This window comes from Pseudoalteromonas sp. J2K-J599, assembly GCF_059295115.2.
In genome coordinates, this window is record NZ_CM200271.1 from 2,167,019 (window position 1) to 2,183,890 (window position 16,872).

Here is a 16,872-nt window from a genome sequence, read left to right on the forward strand (position 1 = left end):
TACACACAATAGAGTTAATAAACTACTTACAAGACAGCGTAGCCTCGTCCGCTTTATTTGGTACAAACTGAATATTAGCTACAGAAATTGATGCTTTACCATTGCTGTGTAAGCTAAATGGGCTTGTTAGGCTTGCAAAATTAACACCCTTATCAGCAAAACAACCTAAATCGATTGATACTGACTGCCATTTATTTTCAATAGTTTTATCAACTACGTTTGCTAAATCAATGCTTGCACCACACTCACCAGAACAAGTCATAGCAAGGGCTACATCGCTCGTTAGTGCCTCGTTTAATTTAATATCAAAGCTAATCACACTGTTTGCTTCGACGTAGGCAATGGTATCTTCTGCAAAGCTCGTTACTATTTCAGCACTGGCTTTTTCTGCACCGCTGAAGTTAAATTGGCGCGCGTCTTCTTGTACTGTTTTGTCCTCAGTACGGTATTTAATTGCACCAAATTCATGGGTACTACTCGATACATCTAAAAGCTCATCGCCCGATTTTAACAATAAGCGCCATGGTGCTACAGGTGCACCAACAAGTATATCCATACTCGTAAGCCCTGAGTTATCAAGTTTAGAGTCTTCATCAAGGTCGTCAGCTAGCACGTTTTTATCGCCATACGTTAAACCAAAACCATAAGGAAGTAATGGATCGTAATTTTCATCGCCTCTATTAACCGCAGTTTGTACCGCCGATTTAGGCCAAGAAAACGATAGCTTACCTTTAAAGTTATTTTGGATGGTGCCGTCTGCCGCTTTTAATAACACATCAGCAATACCCGCACCTTCTGTACCAGGTAGCCATGCAGCTACAAACGCATCAGATGCGTTAAGTTCGCTGTTCACCCACATAGGTCGACCTGAAATAAACACAGATACAACAGGGATGCCTTGCTCTTTTAGCGAGCTTAAAAGTGCTAACGACTTTTTATTTCCGCGTTCAAACTCAAGGTTATCTTTATCGCCGTGCCCTTCTGCGTAAGGTTCTTCACCAAATACGACAATGGCAACATCAGGACGTTGTTCAAACGTACCATCAGCACTTAAAGTAACACTTCCACCTGCTGCAGATATTTGCTCTTCAAGCCCTTTGTAAATTGACGTTGCTCCAGGGAAGTCTGCATTTTTATTATTAGTCCCTTGCCACGTAATACTCCACCCACCCGACTGTTTACCTATGTTATTGGCACCATCACCTGCAACAAGTACGCGTTGATTAGCTGCGATAGGTAATAGGTTATTTTTATTTTTAAGTAATACAAGCGATTCGCGCACAGCTTGACGTGCTACTTCGCGATGAGCTTGCGCGCCAATAAGCTCTGTTTTACCCGAGTAAAGACGCTTAGCCGGACTTGGTTTATCAAATAACCCAGCGCGTAACTTAACGCGTAAAATACGTGCAACCGCATCATCAATGCGGCTCATACTTATTTTACCTGCTTTTACTTGTGCAATTGTATTTTCATATAGTGGCTTCCACGCACCTGTTGGTACCATAAAAATATCAAGGCCAGCATTTACCGCTTCTGGGCAGCTTTCGTTAGTACAGCCTTTAATTTGCCCATGGCCGTTCCAATCACCCACTACAAAACCATCAAAACCCATACGTGTTTTTAATACATCTGTAAGTAAGTATTTATTGCCGTGATTTTTAACGCCATTCCAGCTATTAAAAGATGCCATAACAGATTGACTACCCGCCGACAAACCACCTACGTAACCTTGAGCATGAATATCAAATAGCGATTGCTCGCTGTCTATATTATTTCCCTGATCATCACCATCAACGGTGCCGCCATCGCCAATAAAATGCTTAACCGTGCTAATAACGCGCTTATCACTTAAAAAGTCGCCATCGGCTTTACCTTGCAATCCATTTACAATCGCTGCTGAGTAATCGTGAACAATTTTTGGATCCTCAGAATAGCCTTCGTACGTTCTGCCCCAACGGTCGTCTCGTACTACTGCTACAGTGGGTGCAAATACCCAATCTATCCCCGTAGCCATTACTTCTACTGCGGTAATAGACGCTATTTGCTCTATTAAATCTGGGTTATTAGCCGCGCCTAAACCAATGTTATGTGGAAAAAGTGTCGCGCCAATTACGTTATTATGACCATGTACTGCATCGGTGCCCCACATAGTTGGAATTTTGCTGCCGTCCACTGAGTCATCAATAGATGCTTGATACATTTTTTCTGCAAGTGCAACCCAATCCTCTGGCGTTGCATGCTTATCGCCATTAGGAAAAGCACCACCGCCATTGAGGTAAGAGCCAAAACCATATTTACGCATGTCTTCAACGGTAATATCACGAATTTCTGGTTGAATCATTTGCGCTACTTTTTGATCAAGCGTCATATTTTCTAAAAACGTGACAATTTGAGCTTCAATAGCAGGGTCTTTTTTCACTGCAATTGAAAGCTTTGGCCAAATTTTCTCAAGCTTTGATTGCGCTTCAACATTTACTTTTTCAACATTGCTTTCGTTAGTACATCCGCTTAGTGCAGTAACACTTCCTACTAACGTTGCAATTGCTAATGCATTAAGTTTAAAAGTCGTTTTCATTATGATGGCTCCTTCACTAATACTGGTTTGCTGCCTCGTAGGCCGTAAAAAACAATAAATATGTAACATAAAATAGGTAAAACATACGAAAGTTGAACACCCACACTATCAGCAAGCGCACCTTGTAAAAGTGGCACTATTGCACCACCTACAATCGCCAAACACAAAATACCAGAGCCTTGAGCGGTATGCTTACCAAGTCCATTTAACGCTAAACTAAAAATAGTTGGGAACATAATCGAATTGAATAAACCAACCAATAGTATTGACCACATTGCTAATTGACCCGACGTGCTCATGGCAATAATGACTAAAATAATAGCCATGGTTGCGTTAAAGCCAAGTACTTTACCTGCGGGTAGTTTTTGCATTACAGCAGCACCAATAAAACGCCCAACCATAGCACCACCAAAATAATAAGTGATGTAATGAGCTGCAACATTCTCTTTTAGCCCTGCTATATTTTCTTGTGCTAAAAAGCTTACTAAAAAGCTACCAATTGCCACTTCGGCGCCTACATACATAAATATACCCACAGCACCTAATACAAGATGGCGATACTGCCAAGCACTGCCTTCAATTGCCTCTGATTTTTCGGCTTCTGCTTTTTGCTCGCTCATAATGTCTGGTAATTTAAGCCATGCAAAAATACCGGCTAGTAAAATAAGCATTGCAGCTAAAAGGAGGTAAGGAAGTTGTACTGATTCTGCATTTTGTGCAGGTGTTAAAAAGGTTTCTGACGCTGAGTCTAGAATTAACAGAGCACCAAATAATGGCGCAACCGTAGTACCCAACGCGTTAAAAGCTTGGGTTAGTGTTAAACGAGACGACGCAGTTTTTGCTGAACCCAACAAACTTACATAAGGATTTGCAGATACTTGCAATAACGTTATGCCACTGGCCAGTACAAATAAAGCAAATAAAAATACAGGATAACTATGTAAAGACGCTGCTGGGTAAAATAAGATACACCCGACTGCTGCAATTAATAATCCAATCACAATGCCTTTTTTATAGCCCACCTTTTTAACTATATAACCACTTGGAAGTGACATTAAAAAGTAAGCGCCAAAAAAGCAAAACTGAACCAACATGGCTTGTACATACGTTAAGTTAAATACGGCTTTTAAGTGTGGGATTAAAATATCATTTAAGCAGGTTATAAATCCCCACATAAAAAATAATGTTGTTAGAGAAGTTAATGCAAAACTGTAATTTTTATCCTGATAGTTTTGCGACTGTGTGTGTGTTGTCACTGGTGCTGAACTTGCCATGTGTTCTCCGTATTTTATTATTATAAATCTATTCTTAAGCTGCTCTGTTTTAGTTTTCAGCTGTCTTTAAACCATCCAGAAGCATTAAAGAGTTGACCTAAGAATTAATAAACACTAACCTTAAATGTAAGCGCTTTCATATACAATTAAATACGAACAAGCTGTATATTTCAACACTTTTTATTTTTTGTACCACGCATACAGCATTAATTAAGCAAAAACACAGAGCTTATTTCTCTGTAAATGACTAACAAAAGGTTTGTTATTAATGACAAAATTATCACTACCACCCCATTCACCGCTTTTATCTAAAAACTTTGTATACGGTGTGGCCACAGCTTCTTTTCAAATAGAAGGCGGATCACAAGATCGTCTCCCATGTATTTGGGACACTTTTTGCGATACGCCCAATAAAATAGTCGATAGCTCAGACGGTCATACCGCGTGCGATCACTATAACCTTTGGCGTGATGATATAGACCTTATTGAGTCACTTGGCGTAGATGCTTACAGGCTTTCTATTTCATGGCCGCGTGTGATGACCCAAGACGCAAAGTTAAATCCTGTGGGCGTGAAGTTTTATACTGATATTTTAGATGAGCTAAAACGTCGCAATATTAAAGCCTTTGTTACTTTGTACCACTGGGATTTACCGCAACACCTTGAAGATGAAGGCGGTTGGCTTAACAGACAAACAGCTTACGCTTTTGAACATTACGTAAATTTAATTACCAAAGCCTTTGGCGATCGCGTTCACTCTTATGCCACATTGAATGAACCATTTTGTAGTGCGTTTTTAGGTTACGAAATTGGTATTCATGCCCCAGGTAAAGTGGGTAAAGAATATGGCCGTAAAGCAGCGCACCATTTATTATTAGCCCACGGACTCGCTATGAGCGTATTAAAGCAAAACTCGCCTAATACATTAAATGGCATAGTGCTTAACTTTACGCCGTGTTATAGCCTTACTCAAAGTGATGAAGACTTAAAAGCCACTGGATTTGCAGACGACTATCTTAATCAGTGGTATATAAAACCAATAATTGATGCCCAATATCCTGATATAATTAATCAATTACCATTAAACCATCAGCCTGAAATTCTTGAGGGCGATATGGAACTAATTTCTCAATCTATTGATTACTTAGGTATTAACTTTTATACCCGCCAAGTTTATAAAGCGCACCCTACTGACATTTATGAGCCTATTGCACCTACAGGCCCGCTAACTGATATGGGGTGGGAAATTTACCCGCAATCGTTCACTGACTTGCTCGTATCGCTTAATAAAACATACACCTTACCGCCTATTTATATAACCGAAAATGGTGCAGCAATGCCCGATACGTATAATAATGGTGAAGTTAACGACTTAGACCGTTTAAGTTATTATAATACTCATTTAAACGCGGTTCATAATGCAATTGAACAAGGTGTTGTTATACATGGCTACTTTGCTTGGAGCCTAATGGATAACTTTGAATGGGCTGAAGGCTATTTAAAACGTTTTGGTATTGTGTATGTAGATTATAAAACCCAGCAACGCACTATTAAAAAAAGTGGCTTAGCTTATAAAGAACTCATCTCTAAAAGATAAGAGCATACCCATAACTAAAAACAAGTATAAAGCGGGATAAATAATCATGGTCAGTGTAAAAGAAAAAATAGCGTATGGCTTAGGCGACACCGCCAGTAATATCATTTTTCAAACAGTTATGATGTTTTTAATGCTGTACTACACAGACGTAGTGGGTTTATCACCCGCTGTTGTCGGTACTATGTTTTTAGCAGTACGTATTTTTGATGCCGTAACCGACCCATTAATGGGCAACCTTGCTGACAAAACACATACGCGCTGGGGGCACTTTCGCCCCTACCTACTTTGGCTTTCACTTCCTTTTGCCATTATTAGTATTTTAGCGTTTACTACGCCTGATTTAGAAGGCACCGATAAAATAATTTACGCCTTTACTACTTACACACTTCTTATGGTGGCTTACACCGCTATCAATATTCCTTATTGTGCACTGGGCGGTGTACTTACTGCAGATGTAAAAGAGCGCGTGACTATTCAGTCTTACCGGTTTGTATTTGGTATGTTAGGCGGCGTAATAGTAGCGGGTTGTACTATGCCAATGGTTGAGTACTTTGGCCAAGGCGATGCAGCTAAGGGCTATCAATACACCATGACTGCAATGAGCATTTTAGGCTTTGTACTTTTTTTACTTTGTTTTTTAGGCACAAAAGAGCGTATACAACAGCCAAAAGAGCAAAACATTCCTTTTGCCCAAAGTATTAAAGCATTAATTAAAAACGATCAATGGCGAACACTTTGCTTAGCTGCGTTTTTTTTACTTACCGGTCAAGTATTAAGGCTTACGCTTGCTGTTTACTACGTAAAATACTATTTAGGTCGAGACGATCTAATCACCTTATTTATGACACTAGGCGTTGCAGCAAGCATGCTAGGGTGTGCTTTAGCTCAACCACTTGCAAAGCGCTTTTGTAAAATAAAAGCCTATATAAGCTTACAAGTTATTGCCGCCGCTATTTGTGGTTTTAGTTACTTTATTAGTAAAGATCAATTAGTACTCGCATTTACTGCCTTTATTTTATGGAAATTCTTTTTAGATATGGCAACCCCTTTGTTGTGGGCAAAAATGGCCGACACCATAGATTACGGGCATAAAAAAACAGGTGTACGCATTACGGGTTTAGTTTATTCAGGCGTCATATTTTTTATTAAAATGGGCGTGGCGGTAGGCGGCGCAATTGCAGGCTGGTTGTTATCTTTTTACAGTTATCAGGCCGATGTAGTACAAACACTTGATACTCAACACGGTATTTTACTTTCATTTACTGTACTACCTGCTTTTGGATCTTTATTTGTTGCCTACATAATGAAAAAATATACACTGACTAATCAGGTTGTTGAAAATATTCAATCTAAACTAACAGCTAGTTAAGATATATACTCTAAGGTATTATTTAGCCGAAGTAGTTAAGGATAAGCGAGTGAACAAATAACATGGCAACAATTTATCAAGTCTCAGAGCTTGCGGGCGTATCGTTAGCCACCGTTTCTCGCGTGATGAACAAAAATACCCGTGTAAGCGATAAAACCAAACAAAAAGTGCTTGATGCCATGGAGCAGCTTGGCTACAAGCCTAACTCAATAGCGCAATCTTTAGCCTCTAACTGTACTAACAGTGTCGGTATTTTAGTGTCTGAGTTACATGGTCCTTTCTTTGCCCAAATGATGGCAGGTATTGAGTCGGAGCTTCGTGCTGCGGGTAAACACGTTATTATTACCACCGGGCACAGTGAAGAAGACAAAGAACAAGAAGGCATTGAGTTTTTAATTAGCAGACGCTGCGATGCTATTATTTTGCACGTTGAAGCCGTTTCAGACGACTACCTAATAAAACTAAGTAAAGGCTCTACGCCCGTTTATTTAATGAGCCGTTACGTAGAGCAATTAAAAGACAACTGTATCAGCCTAGATAATCAATTAGGTGGCTACCTAGCCACTAAATCGATATTAAATCAAGGCCATACACAAATAGCGTACATTGCAGGTCCGCAGTTTAAAGCCGATGCTTTTAACCGCTTAGAGGGTCATAAACAAGCACTCACAGAGGCTGGTATTAAATTTGATCCTGCGCTTTATTACATTGGGGACTTTAACGAAACCGGCGGTAGTAAAGGCTTAAAACATTTTATTGATGAAAAACTTAGCTTTACTGCACTGGTATGCGCCAATGACGAAATGGCCTCCGGTGCCATGAAGTATGCACGAGAGCACGGTTATAACTTACCAATTGATTTATCGATTGTTGGATTTGATAACGTTATTTTTGCAAACTACCTATACCCTACACTCACGACTATAGATAATCCGGTCGGGAAAATGGGCGAAATGGCAGCTAAATTAGTGCTTAAAGACGTATATCAAAATAAAAACCTTGTTATAAATCGCTTTTTTGAACCTACTTTAATGCAGCGCGATTCATCTGCACCACTTATCAAATAAAGACTAAAAGCGAATACTAATTTTGGTACAAAAAAGCGGCTAAATGCCGCTTTTTATATGTGAGCTACTTAACAATCCAAGGCGTTACTTTAATAACGTTCGATATATCGCCAAGCACTGCGCTATCATCTTCCCAGCTATCTTCAACTGCAAAATAACACACTGACTTTTCACACGTTATGCTCTTATCATCAAATTGCATTGGGCTTTTAAATGTAACTGCTACGCCCTTTTGCTCTGGTAATAAAAACCACATTAATTTACTTACAAAAAAGCCCGATAAATCAGTTAACAGCTCATCAAGTTCTTCGTTAATGGTATATAACGACTGCTTTGAAAATGTTAAATCTTCAAGTTCGTTTGCTTCTATTTGAAGTTTTAATTGGCAATCATGATCTGGATTTTGTGGCTGCACCACAATGACGGCTTTATCTGTATCAAGTTGCTTATCGAACGGTAATAATAGCTGTGCTTTATCGGTGAAGTTAAGTGGGTACTCGTTTCTTTCAGTTAAAATAGTGCCGCTTTTAATGGCACACGCTTCATTAGTTGCTATATCACTTATATAAAAATTAACTCGCGCATATTGAAAGTCGCCTTTGTTAACAACTTTTAATCGGTCATAAAAACCGTCATACGACATAACAAATTCTCTTGCATTAACATTAAATGCACTCATGCCCAGCAGCACTAACGCAATGGCGTTGGTGCAATTAAAAATGTATTTATTCATCAAAGTAGGCTCTATTTTGGCTAATCATCGTGTTTAGCTCTTCTATATACGCTTCACCGCGCTCAGAGTAAGACATTAAACCATGTGTAAGTTCAGTCGCTAAAATTGGTTTTTGCTCAAGACGTAAGTTTTCACGTATTGCGCGTAAATCTTTATAAGCAGGATGCGTATTTATGTTTTTAAAATAAGAGTTTATAGCAGCTCTTACCGATTTAAACGCAGCAACTTCGTGTGCAGCTCCAGTATTACGGCGTTTTGGTACCATGCCACAACCTTTTGTGTAACACCACTGACCAAAAAAGTTAAGGCCAATACGTGCAAAACGCGATGTGCCCCACGCCGATTCATTTGCAGCTTGCATAAGCGCTAATTCTTTAGGGATTATATCAACACGGCGTAGTGCTTGCGTAAGTATTAGCGTATCAATGGTGGTTGGTAAGCCGTACGACTTTAATATTGCTGCAATATCTTTGCTTTGCTTTTTTTCTAAAGGTAATTCGTTTTGTAGCATCATGCGTGCTATTTCAAGCTTAGCGCGTTGCTGTAATATTTTTTTGTTTTCGGCTTCAACGTGCGGACGAATAAAGCTAAAAAATGCATGTTTTTTTTCTTTAACATCACTAAATTCTGAAAACTTTGGCAGTTTTACATTATGTAATGGTTTTTCTTTTTTCTTCACTTTTTTTGGTTGTTCTGACGTTTGTTCATTTAGTTCAACATCATCATTTTGTATAAACGGATATGCAAGCGCCCATACAAAAAACACGGTTAGTAAAAGCTTAAAAATCGTTTTTAACATGTATTCTCTCTTTGAAACAACAACTATGCATGGTTAATACACAAGCATACGAAGGCGCATTATACCTAAGCCACTTTATAAACGCGAATAACTGGGATTTGATGACCTTTTACGGTTGAATTTTCAGCAGTGGATTTGGGTTTTAGATAAAACAGAGCCTATGTAGTGCATTTGTTCATTCGCAATTTATAAGTCCATGGGTATACTGAGCAAAGTTTAATAATATTAACTATGTGTGAGTAAGCAGTATGGATAAACAATGGCAAAGCCGAATAATAGAGCAATATAAACATCGTCCTAACGATAACCGCTCGCCGTGGCAGGTCGACCGTTCGCGTATTATTCATGCCGCAGCATTTAGGCGTTTGCAAGCTAAAACCCAAATTATGGGTATTGGCCTAAACGATTTTTACCGCACTCGCCTTACCCACTCTTTAGAAGTATCGCAAATTGGTACCGGCATATTGCGCCATTTAAAAGCGCAACATAGCGACTTTACGCACTTTCCATCAACTGGACTGCTAGAAACACTGTGTTTGGCGCACGATATTGGCCATCCGCCTTTTGGTCATGGTGGTGAAATAGCGCTAAATTACATGATGCGCGATCACGGTGGTTTTGAAGGTAACGCACAAACACTGCGCATAGTTGCAAAACTTGAGCCCTATAGTAATGGGCACGGTATGAACCTAACTCGTCGTACTTTATTAGGTTTTATAAAATACCCCGCGTTTATTAATACGCTTTGGCATACCATTCCCGATGCCACAACCGGTCGTGCATTTATAAAAGCAGATGAGTGGCGCCCTGCCAAAGGGTTATACAACGACGATGCAGCCATATTCAATTGGATAGTAGAACCACTGAGTCAAAACGATAAAACATTGCTAGGTAACCATGCCGCTATTGATAAGTACCGCGCTAAAACAACGTATAAATCGCTCGACAGCGCCATAATGGAACATGCCGACGATATAGCATACGCGGTACATGACTTAGAAGATGCCATTGCAACCCACGTACTCACATTAGACGATTGGCAAACCCATGCTCTGCCCCATTTAAAAGCACTAAACTTTGACTGGCTAAACGACATGCTTGAATCGCTGACCCAGCGCTTGTTTTCAAAAAATGATTATGAGCGAAAAGATGCCATAGGTGAGCTGGTTAATACCTTTATTATTCATATACATTTGGATATTCAAAACGATAACTTTGAATGCCCTATTTTAAAGTACACCGCTAAATTAGATGCCCAATACGACAGTGTATTGCAAATACTTAAGCATTTTGTGTTTCAACGTTTAATACGTGACCCCGAAATGCAGCAAATAGAATTTAAAGGTCAAAATTTGCTAATAGAGTTATTTACCGCTTTTGCTAGCGATCCGCTGCGTTTATTGCCCGAAACAACACAAGCACAATACATAGAAGCGCAAAAGCAAAACCAAGGGATGCGTATAATTTGCGATTATTTGAGTGGAATGACCGACGAGTACGCCTATAAAACATACCAACGATTGTTTTCACCTATGCAGTAGCTAACTGCTAACTGCTAACATTGAAAAGGCCGAGTAAATTTAATTTACTCGGCCTTTTTGCTCAGCTATTAAAGTTAGCTATTTTGTTAAAGCGCTTTTATAACGACTCTACGCCCATGTTGTATAACGTAAAACCAAATATATCAGCGTACTGCTCAATTGTTTTACTCGTTGGTGTACCTGCACCATGCCCAGCATCGGTTTCTATGCGAATAAGCATTGGATTATTACCCGTTTGCTTTGCTTGAAGCTCAGCGGCAAACTTAAACGAATGCGAAGGAACAACTCGGTCATCATGATCGCCAGTTGTGATCATAGTCGCTGGATACTCAACACCTGCTTTTACATTATGAAGTGGTGAATAACCTTTAATGTATTCAAACATTTCTTTGCTTTGCTCACTGGTACCATAGTCGTATGCCCAACCAGCGCCCGCAGTAAATGTATGGTAGCGCAGCATATCAAGTACGCCTACAGCAGGTAGAGCTACTTGGAATAGGTCTGGGCGCTGCGTCATCACTGCGCCAACTAACAAACCACCATTAGATCCACCGCGAAGTGCTAAGCGCTTTTTAGATGTGTACTTTTTATCTTTTAAATACTCAGCTGCGGCAATAAAATCGTCAAACACATTTTGCTTTTGCAATTTAGTGCCTGCATTGTGCCAGTCTTTACCGTACTCACCACCACCGCGAATATTAGCGACGGCGTATACACCACCTTGCTCAAGCCATACTGCATTAACGGGGCTGAAGCTTGGCGTTAAACTAATATTAAAACCACCGTAACCGTATAAAATTGTAGGGTTAGAACCATCAAGCTTAATGCCTGTTTTATAGGTAATTACCATCGGTATTTTAGTGCCGTCTTTTGATGTGTAAAACACTTGCTCAGACGTGTAATCATCACTATTAAAATCAATAGCCGACTTACGATAAACACCCGATTCACCCGTAGTTACGTCAAACGTATAAGTAGTACCTGGTGTTTTGTAGTTAGTGAACGAATAATAAAGCGTTGTTTGATCTTTTTTACCGCCAAAACCACGTGCTGTACCCACGCCTGGCAATGTAATTTCGCGAATTAGCTCGCCTTTTTTGTTGTACTGTTTTACCTGCGAAATAGCATCAACCATGTAGTTGGCAAAAAAGGTATCGCCGCCTTTTGTAAGGTTTAGTACGTTTTTGGTTTCAGGAATTAAATCAACCCAATTTTCAGGGCTTGGGTTACTTGCATCAACCGTCACTACTTTTTTGTTTGGTGCATTAAGGTTAGTAACTAAAAACAGCTTGCTGCCTTCGTTATCAATAACTGATGTATCTGAATCAGTATTTCCTACAATCGTTACAAACTCACTGTTTTCTTTTGTTAAATCTTTTATAAACAGCTTATTGCCTGAAGTAGACGTACTTGCCGAAATAAGTAAGTAGCGGCCGTCATGAGTTACATCAGCGCCTACATAGCGATGTTTTTGCTCATCAGTTTCACCAAATACAACACTATCTGCAGATTGTGTTGTACCTAACTTATGGTAATACGCTTTATGCTGATCTGTTTTAGCCGAGAGTTCACTGCCTTTAGGTTTTTCGTAACTTGAATAATAAAAGCCCTCGTTACCTAACCAATCAATGCCACTAAATTTAACGTCAACAAGCGCTTCTTCAACTTGCTCTTTAGTATGTGCATCAATAACTATAATTTTACGCCAATCGCTACCACCTTCAGATATTTGATACGCGAGCAATGACCCATCTTTTGAAAACGATAAACCCGACATAGACGTCGTACCATCTTCACTAAACTTGTTTGGGTCTAAAAATACTTCTACGTCGCCGCCATCTTTACTACGGTACAAAACATATTGATTTTGCAGGCCATCGTTTTTATAAAAATAGGTGTAATCGCCTTCAGTAAAAGGAGGGCCTATTTTTTCGTAGTTCATTAGTTTTTCAAGGCGCTGCTTTAACTTATCGCGATAAGGTATTTGTTCTAAATAAGAAAACGTTAAATTGTTTTGCGTTTTAACCCAATCGGCAGTTTCGCTGCTCATATCATCTTCAAGCCAACGATATGGGTCACTAACGGTTTCTTCAAAGTAGGTGTCTACGATATCGCCTTTTTTTGTTTCTGGGTATATAACTGCGTTAACTTGCTTCATAGGTGCTTTTACTTCTTCTTGAGTTACCGTATTAGTTGGCTCTGAACAGCCGCTAAGCGCTACAATTACAGCACACGCTAGAGTGTGTTTAAACATCCCGAGTTCCATTCTTATTTATTAATAGTGCGCCTAAGTTATTAACTTTTAGCCCTTTTGTCTATTTAGATGCGTTAAGCGCCATTTATCGCTGTAAACAAATGTAAACTTACGCTTTAATAGCACGACCCTCATTAAAATAAAAAACAATAAAAGAGCACACTATGCAAAGTACAAACCCCACGTTTAAAAGCTTTAAAGCCTTCTACCCTTATTATTTAAAAGAGCACCGCAACGTGACTTGCCGCCGCTTACATTTTATAGGAAGCACCCTTGTTCTTGCTGTAATCGCAATAGCATTATTAAAACAACACTACAGTTTATTGTGGCTATTACCTGTTATTGGATATGGGTTTGCGTGGGTCGGGCATTTCTTTTTTGAAAAAAACCGCCCTGCTACTTTTAAACACCCTTTTTACAGTTTGTGGGGAGATTGGGTAATGTTTAAAGACATACTTATTGGAAAAATTAAATTTTAACACTATTTCTAGCACTCTTTTTTATACCAATTACTTATAAAAACAAAATTACTTCATGCTTTAAAGTATAGGTTCTAATAAGTAGTACATAATTTATAACACACCCATTAAATGTTAATTTAGTTAACATTTAATGGGTGTATTTTTATTTTATATTTTTAAAAATATTTATAGCTCAACAGTTGTTTATTGCCAGCCCAATAAAAATGGCTTCCTACAAATAATTAGTTAAATCTACCAACCTCATCTTACCAGTTAATTAAACGTTAAATTTAATTTTTAAATATAATTCATTATCCATCAATTACTTAGCAATTACCTTCGCTATATAACTAAAACAATGGTCATTATAAAAAACAACTAAATGTAATTATAAAAACCCTTAAATTAATTGAATGTTATTCAATTGACTGGCTTTGTTAATTAAGTATATGTTCAAGGTAACAAAGAGGTTTAATCTTTATCTTTTTGTTCAAAACTAAAATAATTCAATGGGTATGGGGAAATACAGCATGAATAGAAAACCGTTATTTAAATTACAGCAGTCGGTACCACAAATATTACTCGCCATGAGTGCATCAGCTGCGCTACTTGGTTCGCTCTCAGTAAATGCTGCAGAGCAAGACACCAAAGCAGAAGAAAACATCGAACAAATAAGCGTAATTGGCTCTCGCCGATTAGGCCGTACAGTAGAAGACAGTGCAGTACCCATCGATATAATTGGTGCAGATGCACTTAAAAACTCAGGCTTTACTGAAACGAATGCCCTACTTAGCAATTTATTACCTAGCTTTAACTTCCCGCAAGCATCACTTACTGATGGTAGTGACCATGTACGCCCTGCTCAACTTCGTGGTTTAGCACCCGATCACACTTTAGTGCTTGTTAATGGTAAACGCCGCCACAGTAATGCATTACTTAACTTAAATGGCTCAACGGGTCGTGGTTCATCATCAGTTGATTTAAATGCTATTCCAGCAAATGCTATCGACCGCATTGAAGTATTACGTGATGGTGCAGCAGCCCAATATGGCTCTGATGCTATAGCCGGTGTTATTAATATTGTGCTTAAAAGTGCCAGCAGCGGTGGTTCAGTTGCGGCTATATATGGTGCTAACGTAACCGAAATGGACGGTGTACCACAGCTTGAGTCTGTATCTGAAGGCAGTGATGGTAATTTAGCCTTTACTGAAGGGGGCGATCGCTCTTTAACAGACGGCCAAACACTAACGCTGCAAGGTAATATGGGTTTTGAGCTTGGCGATAATGGCTTTTTAAATATCTCAACAGAATACCGCGACCGACATTCAACTAACCGCTCTGACTACGATAATCGTGAAAACTACGCACGATTAGATGATGGCTCTCTCGACCCACGTGAACTTACCGTAAATCGATATAACCATAACTTTGGTAATGGCGATGTAGAAGACTTTTCAGTGTTTTATAACGCAGGTTACCAATTAACAAACGAAGTAGATTTATATTCGTTTGGCTCTTACAGCAAACGCGAAGGCGAAGGCGGTGGTTTTTATCGCCGTGCAAGCGATAGCCGTAATATAGAAGAAGTTTACCCTGATGGCTTTTTGCCTGTTATCACCTCAGACATAGATGACTTTTCACTGGCACTTGGCGCTAAAGGTTTTGTAAGTGAATGGAATTACGATGTATCGGCTGTATATGGTCAAGATGCATTTGAGTTTGGTGTTATAAATAGTTTAAATACCTCATACGGCCCGACTAGCCAAACAAGCTTTGATGCCGGAACACTTACCTACGATCAACTTACCTTAAACGTTGATTTTAGTCGCGAAGTAGACGTCAGCTTTTTAGAAAGCTCGGTAAGTGTAGCTGTAGGTGCTGAGTATCGCCGCGAAGGATACCAAATAGATGCAGGCGAAGAAGCTTCATATGCACAAGGCACATTTGGCCCAGGAGGCGCAGTAACCGACCCAGTCGATGGCCCATTTGGCGCAGCGGGCGCACAAGTATTCCCGGGGTTTACACCCGAATCAGAGGGCGATAATAGCCGCCATAACGTGAGCTTGTATATAGACCTTGAAACCTACCTAACCGACGATTGGAATTTAGCGGTTGCCGCCCGTTATGAAGATTACTCAGACTTTGGCGATACACTTAACGGTAAAGTTGCGACTCGTTATTCATTAACTGAAGACTTAGCGCTGCGCGCCTCTGTATCAACTGGCTTTAGAGCACCTTCTTTGCAGCAACAATACTTTACCTCAGTGGCCACTGTATTTGTTGATGGCGAACCAACCGAAACAGGTACGTTCGCACCAAGCAGCGATGTAGCAAAAGCACTGGGCTCACCTGGTCTTGATGCAGAAGAAGCAACAAACTACGGCGTTGGTTTTACATGGTCTACCGACTTTAATTTCAGCTTGTCGGTTGATTACTACCAAATATTAATTGATGACCGCATTGTGTTATCAAACAACTTATCGGGCGATGCTATTGCCGATTTACTTCAAGGCACAGGTGCTAATCAAGGTCGTTTCTTCTTAAATGCAATTGACAGTAAAACCCGTGGTGTGGATGTGGTTGCCTCTTATAATGTAGCAACTGATGGTTATGGCGATTTAGCCTTTAACCTAGGTTACAACTACGGTAAAAATGAAGTAACAAATATTATCGACCCACCAGCAGAGCTGCAAGGTGCTGGGTTTGATCAAGATAACCTGTTCTCAGGCACTGAGCTGCGTCGTTTTGAAGTAAGCACACCGCGTAATAAGTACAACTTAAGCGCAACATGGACTAACGACGACATACGTACCACGCTTAGAACAACACGTTACGGCGAAACTCAAGACCCTTCAGATATCCCAGAACGTAACGAAGTGCTTAAGCCCAAATGGATAACCGACTTAGATGTCGCCTACTCGCTTAGTGAAAACTTATCGCTGAGCTTAGGGGCTAATAACATTTTTGATGTTTATCCAGATGCAACCCGTGAAAATGTTGACGATGTAACCACCTTCTCACGTTTATTTGCTTACTCTAGCTTCTCGCCGTATGGATTTAACGGACGCTACGTGTACGGTAAAATAGAAATGAAGTTTTAATAAGCGCAGCTTAAAGTAACCAAACACACAAAAGCCACCGATTAGGTGGCTTTTTAATGCGAGTTACTATTAAATCTATTACTAAATCTATTATTAAATCT

Annotated in this window: 11 protein-coding genes; 6 read left to right on the forward strand and 5 right to left on the reverse strand. The window is 39.6% G+C overall.

The genetic code is table 11. The features are described 5' to 3' along the window. Nucleotides 1-22: 22 nt before the first annotated feature. Nucleotides 23-2,575 carry a glycoside hydrolase family 3 protein gene (locus tag AC5NT5_RS09830; protein ID WP_494512910.1) on the reverse strand — a complete coding sequence of 851 codons (2,553 nt, stop codon included), beginning with the start codon at nucleotides 2,573-2,575 and terminating at the stop codon, nucleotides 23-25. Then, nucleotides 2,575-3,849 carry a sugar MFS transporter gene (locus AC5NT5_RS09835; RefSeq protein WP_494512909.1) on the reverse strand — a complete coding sequence of 425 codons (1,275 nt, stop codon included), beginning with the start codon at nucleotides 3,847-3,849 and terminating at the stop codon, nucleotides 2,575-2,577. The genes AC5NT5_RS09830 and AC5NT5_RS09835 overlap by 1 nt, the downstream gene beginning before the upstream one ends. A 268-nt stretch (nucleotides 3,850-4,117) precedes the next feature. On the opposite strand from AC5NT5_RS09835, the gene AC5NT5_RS09840 reads away from it, so the two are divergent. The 3 genes from AC5NT5_RS09840 (at nucleotide 4,118) to AC5NT5_RS09850 (ending at nucleotide 7,882) form a co-directional block, all read left to right on the forward strand. After that, nucleotides 4,118-5,446 (forward strand): GH1 family beta-glucosidase, encoded by a 1,329-nt coding sequence (locus tag AC5NT5_RS09840; RefSeq protein ID WP_494512908.1) that lies wholly within the window; start codon nucleotides 4,118-4,120, stop codon nucleotides 5,444-5,446. A gap of 46 nt (nucleotides 5,447-5,492) precedes the next feature. Further along, nucleotides 5,493-6,815 (forward strand): glycoside-pentoside-hexuronide (GPH):cation symporter, encoded by a 1,323-nt coding sequence (locus tag AC5NT5_RS09845; RefSeq protein WP_494512907.1) that lies wholly within the window; start codon nucleotides 5,493-5,495, stop codon nucleotides 6,813-6,815. A 62-nt stretch (nucleotides 6,816-6,877) separates the two neighbouring features. Beyond that, nucleotides 6,878-7,882, forward strand: a complete 1,005-nt coding sequence (locus AC5NT5_RS09850) for a LacI family DNA-binding transcriptional regulator (protein WP_182696452.1) — start codon at nucleotides 6,878-6,880, stop codon at nucleotides 7,880-7,882. Between the two features lie 64 nt (nucleotides 7,883-7,946). Here AC5NT5_RS09850 and AC5NT5_RS09855 read toward each other — a convergent pair whose 3' ends face one another. Both AC5NT5_RS09855 and AC5NT5_RS09860 read right to left on the reverse strand, forming a co-directional pair. Then, nucleotides 7,947-8,615: a DUF2987 domain-containing protein gene (locus AC5NT5_RS09855; protein ID WP_024606444.1), complete on the reverse strand. Its 669-nt coding sequence runs from the start codon at nucleotides 8,613-8,615 to the stop codon at nucleotides 7,947-7,949. Next, nucleotides 8,608-9,414, reverse strand: coding sequence for a glucosaminidase domain-containing protein (locus AC5NT5_RS09860; RefSeq protein WP_494512906.1), 807 nt, complete (start codon nucleotides 9,412-9,414; stop codon nucleotides 8,608-8,610). The genes AC5NT5_RS09855 and AC5NT5_RS09860 overlap by 8 nt, the downstream gene beginning before the upstream one ends. A 248-nt stretch (nucleotides 9,415-9,662) precedes the next feature. Here AC5NT5_RS09860 and AC5NT5_RS09865 point away from each other — a divergent pair, with 248 nt between their 5' ends. Further along, nucleotides 9,663-10,955 (forward strand): anti-phage deoxyguanosine triphosphatase, encoded by a 1,293-nt coding sequence (locus tag AC5NT5_RS09865; RefSeq protein WP_494512905.1) that lies wholly within the window; start codon nucleotides 9,663-9,665, stop codon nucleotides 10,953-10,955. Nucleotides 10,956-11,052: 97 nt separating this feature from the next. Here AC5NT5_RS09865 and AC5NT5_RS09870 read toward each other — a convergent pair whose 3' ends face one another. Then, nucleotides 11,053-13,209: a prolyl oligopeptidase family serine peptidase gene (locus tag AC5NT5_RS09870; protein ID WP_494512904.1), complete on the reverse strand. Its 2,157-nt coding sequence runs from the start codon at nucleotides 13,207-13,209 to the stop codon at nucleotides 11,053-11,055. 164 nt (nucleotides 13,210-13,373) lie between these two features. On the opposite strand from AC5NT5_RS09870, the gene AC5NT5_RS09875 reads away from it, so the two are divergent. Both AC5NT5_RS09875 and AC5NT5_RS09880 read left to right on the forward strand, forming a co-directional pair. Beyond that, entirely contained in the window at nucleotides 13,374-13,688 is a 315-nt protein-coding gene (locus tag AC5NT5_RS09875) for an Mpo1-like protein (RefSeq protein ID WP_182733733.1), read from the forward strand. 512 nt (nucleotides 13,689-14,200) lie between these two features. Continuing rightward, on the forward strand, nucleotides 14,201-16,771 hold the full coding sequence (locus tag AC5NT5_RS09880) for a TonB-dependent receptor plug domain-containing protein (RefSeq protein WP_182733732.1): 2,571 nt from the start codon (nucleotides 14,201-14,203) through the stop codon (nucleotides 16,769-16,771). Nucleotides 16,772-16,872 lie beyond the last annotated feature (101 nt).

Coding starts and splice junctions, on each gene's coding strand:
- AC5NT5_RS09845 (WP_494512907.1), top strand. CDS start 5,493: ATGGTCAGTGTAAAAGAAAAAATAGCGTATGGCTTAGGCGACACCGCC.
- AC5NT5_RS09860 (WP_494512906.1), bottom strand. CDS start 9,414: ATGTTAAAAACGATTTTTAAGCTTTTACTAACCGTGTTTTTTGTATGG.
- AC5NT5_RS09835 (WP_494512909.1), bottom strand. CDS start 3,849: ATGGCAAGTTCAGCACCAGTGACAACACACACACAGTCGCAAAACTAT.
- AC5NT5_RS09850 (WP_182696452.1), top strand. CDS start 6,878: ATGGCAACAATTTATCAAGTCTCAGAGCTTGCGGGCGTATCGTTAGCC.
- AC5NT5_RS09870 (WP_494512904.1), bottom strand. CDS start 13,209: ATGTTTAAACACACTCTAGCGTGTGCTGTAATTGTAGCGCTTAGCGGC.
- AC5NT5_RS09875 (WP_182733733.1), top strand. CDS start 13,374: ATGCAAAGTACAAACCCCACGTTTAAAAGCTTTAAAGCCTTCTACCCT.
- AC5NT5_RS09830 (WP_494512910.1), bottom strand. CDS start 2,575: ATGAAAACGACTTTTAAACTTAATGCATTAGCAATTGCAACGTTAGTA.
- AC5NT5_RS09840 (WP_494512908.1), top strand. CDS start 4,118: ATGACAAAATTATCACTACCACCCCATTCACCGCTTTTATCTAAAAAC.
- AC5NT5_RS09855 (WP_024606444.1), bottom strand. CDS start 8,615: ATGAATAAATACATTTTTAATTGCACCAACGCCATTGCGTTAGTGCTG.
- AC5NT5_RS09880 (WP_182733732.1), top strand. CDS start 14,201: ATGAATAGAAAACCGTTATTTAAATTACAGCAGTCGGTACCACAAATA.
- AC5NT5_RS09865 (WP_494512905.1), top strand. CDS start 9,663: ATGGATAAACAATGGCAAAGCCGAATAATAGAGCAATATAAACATCGT.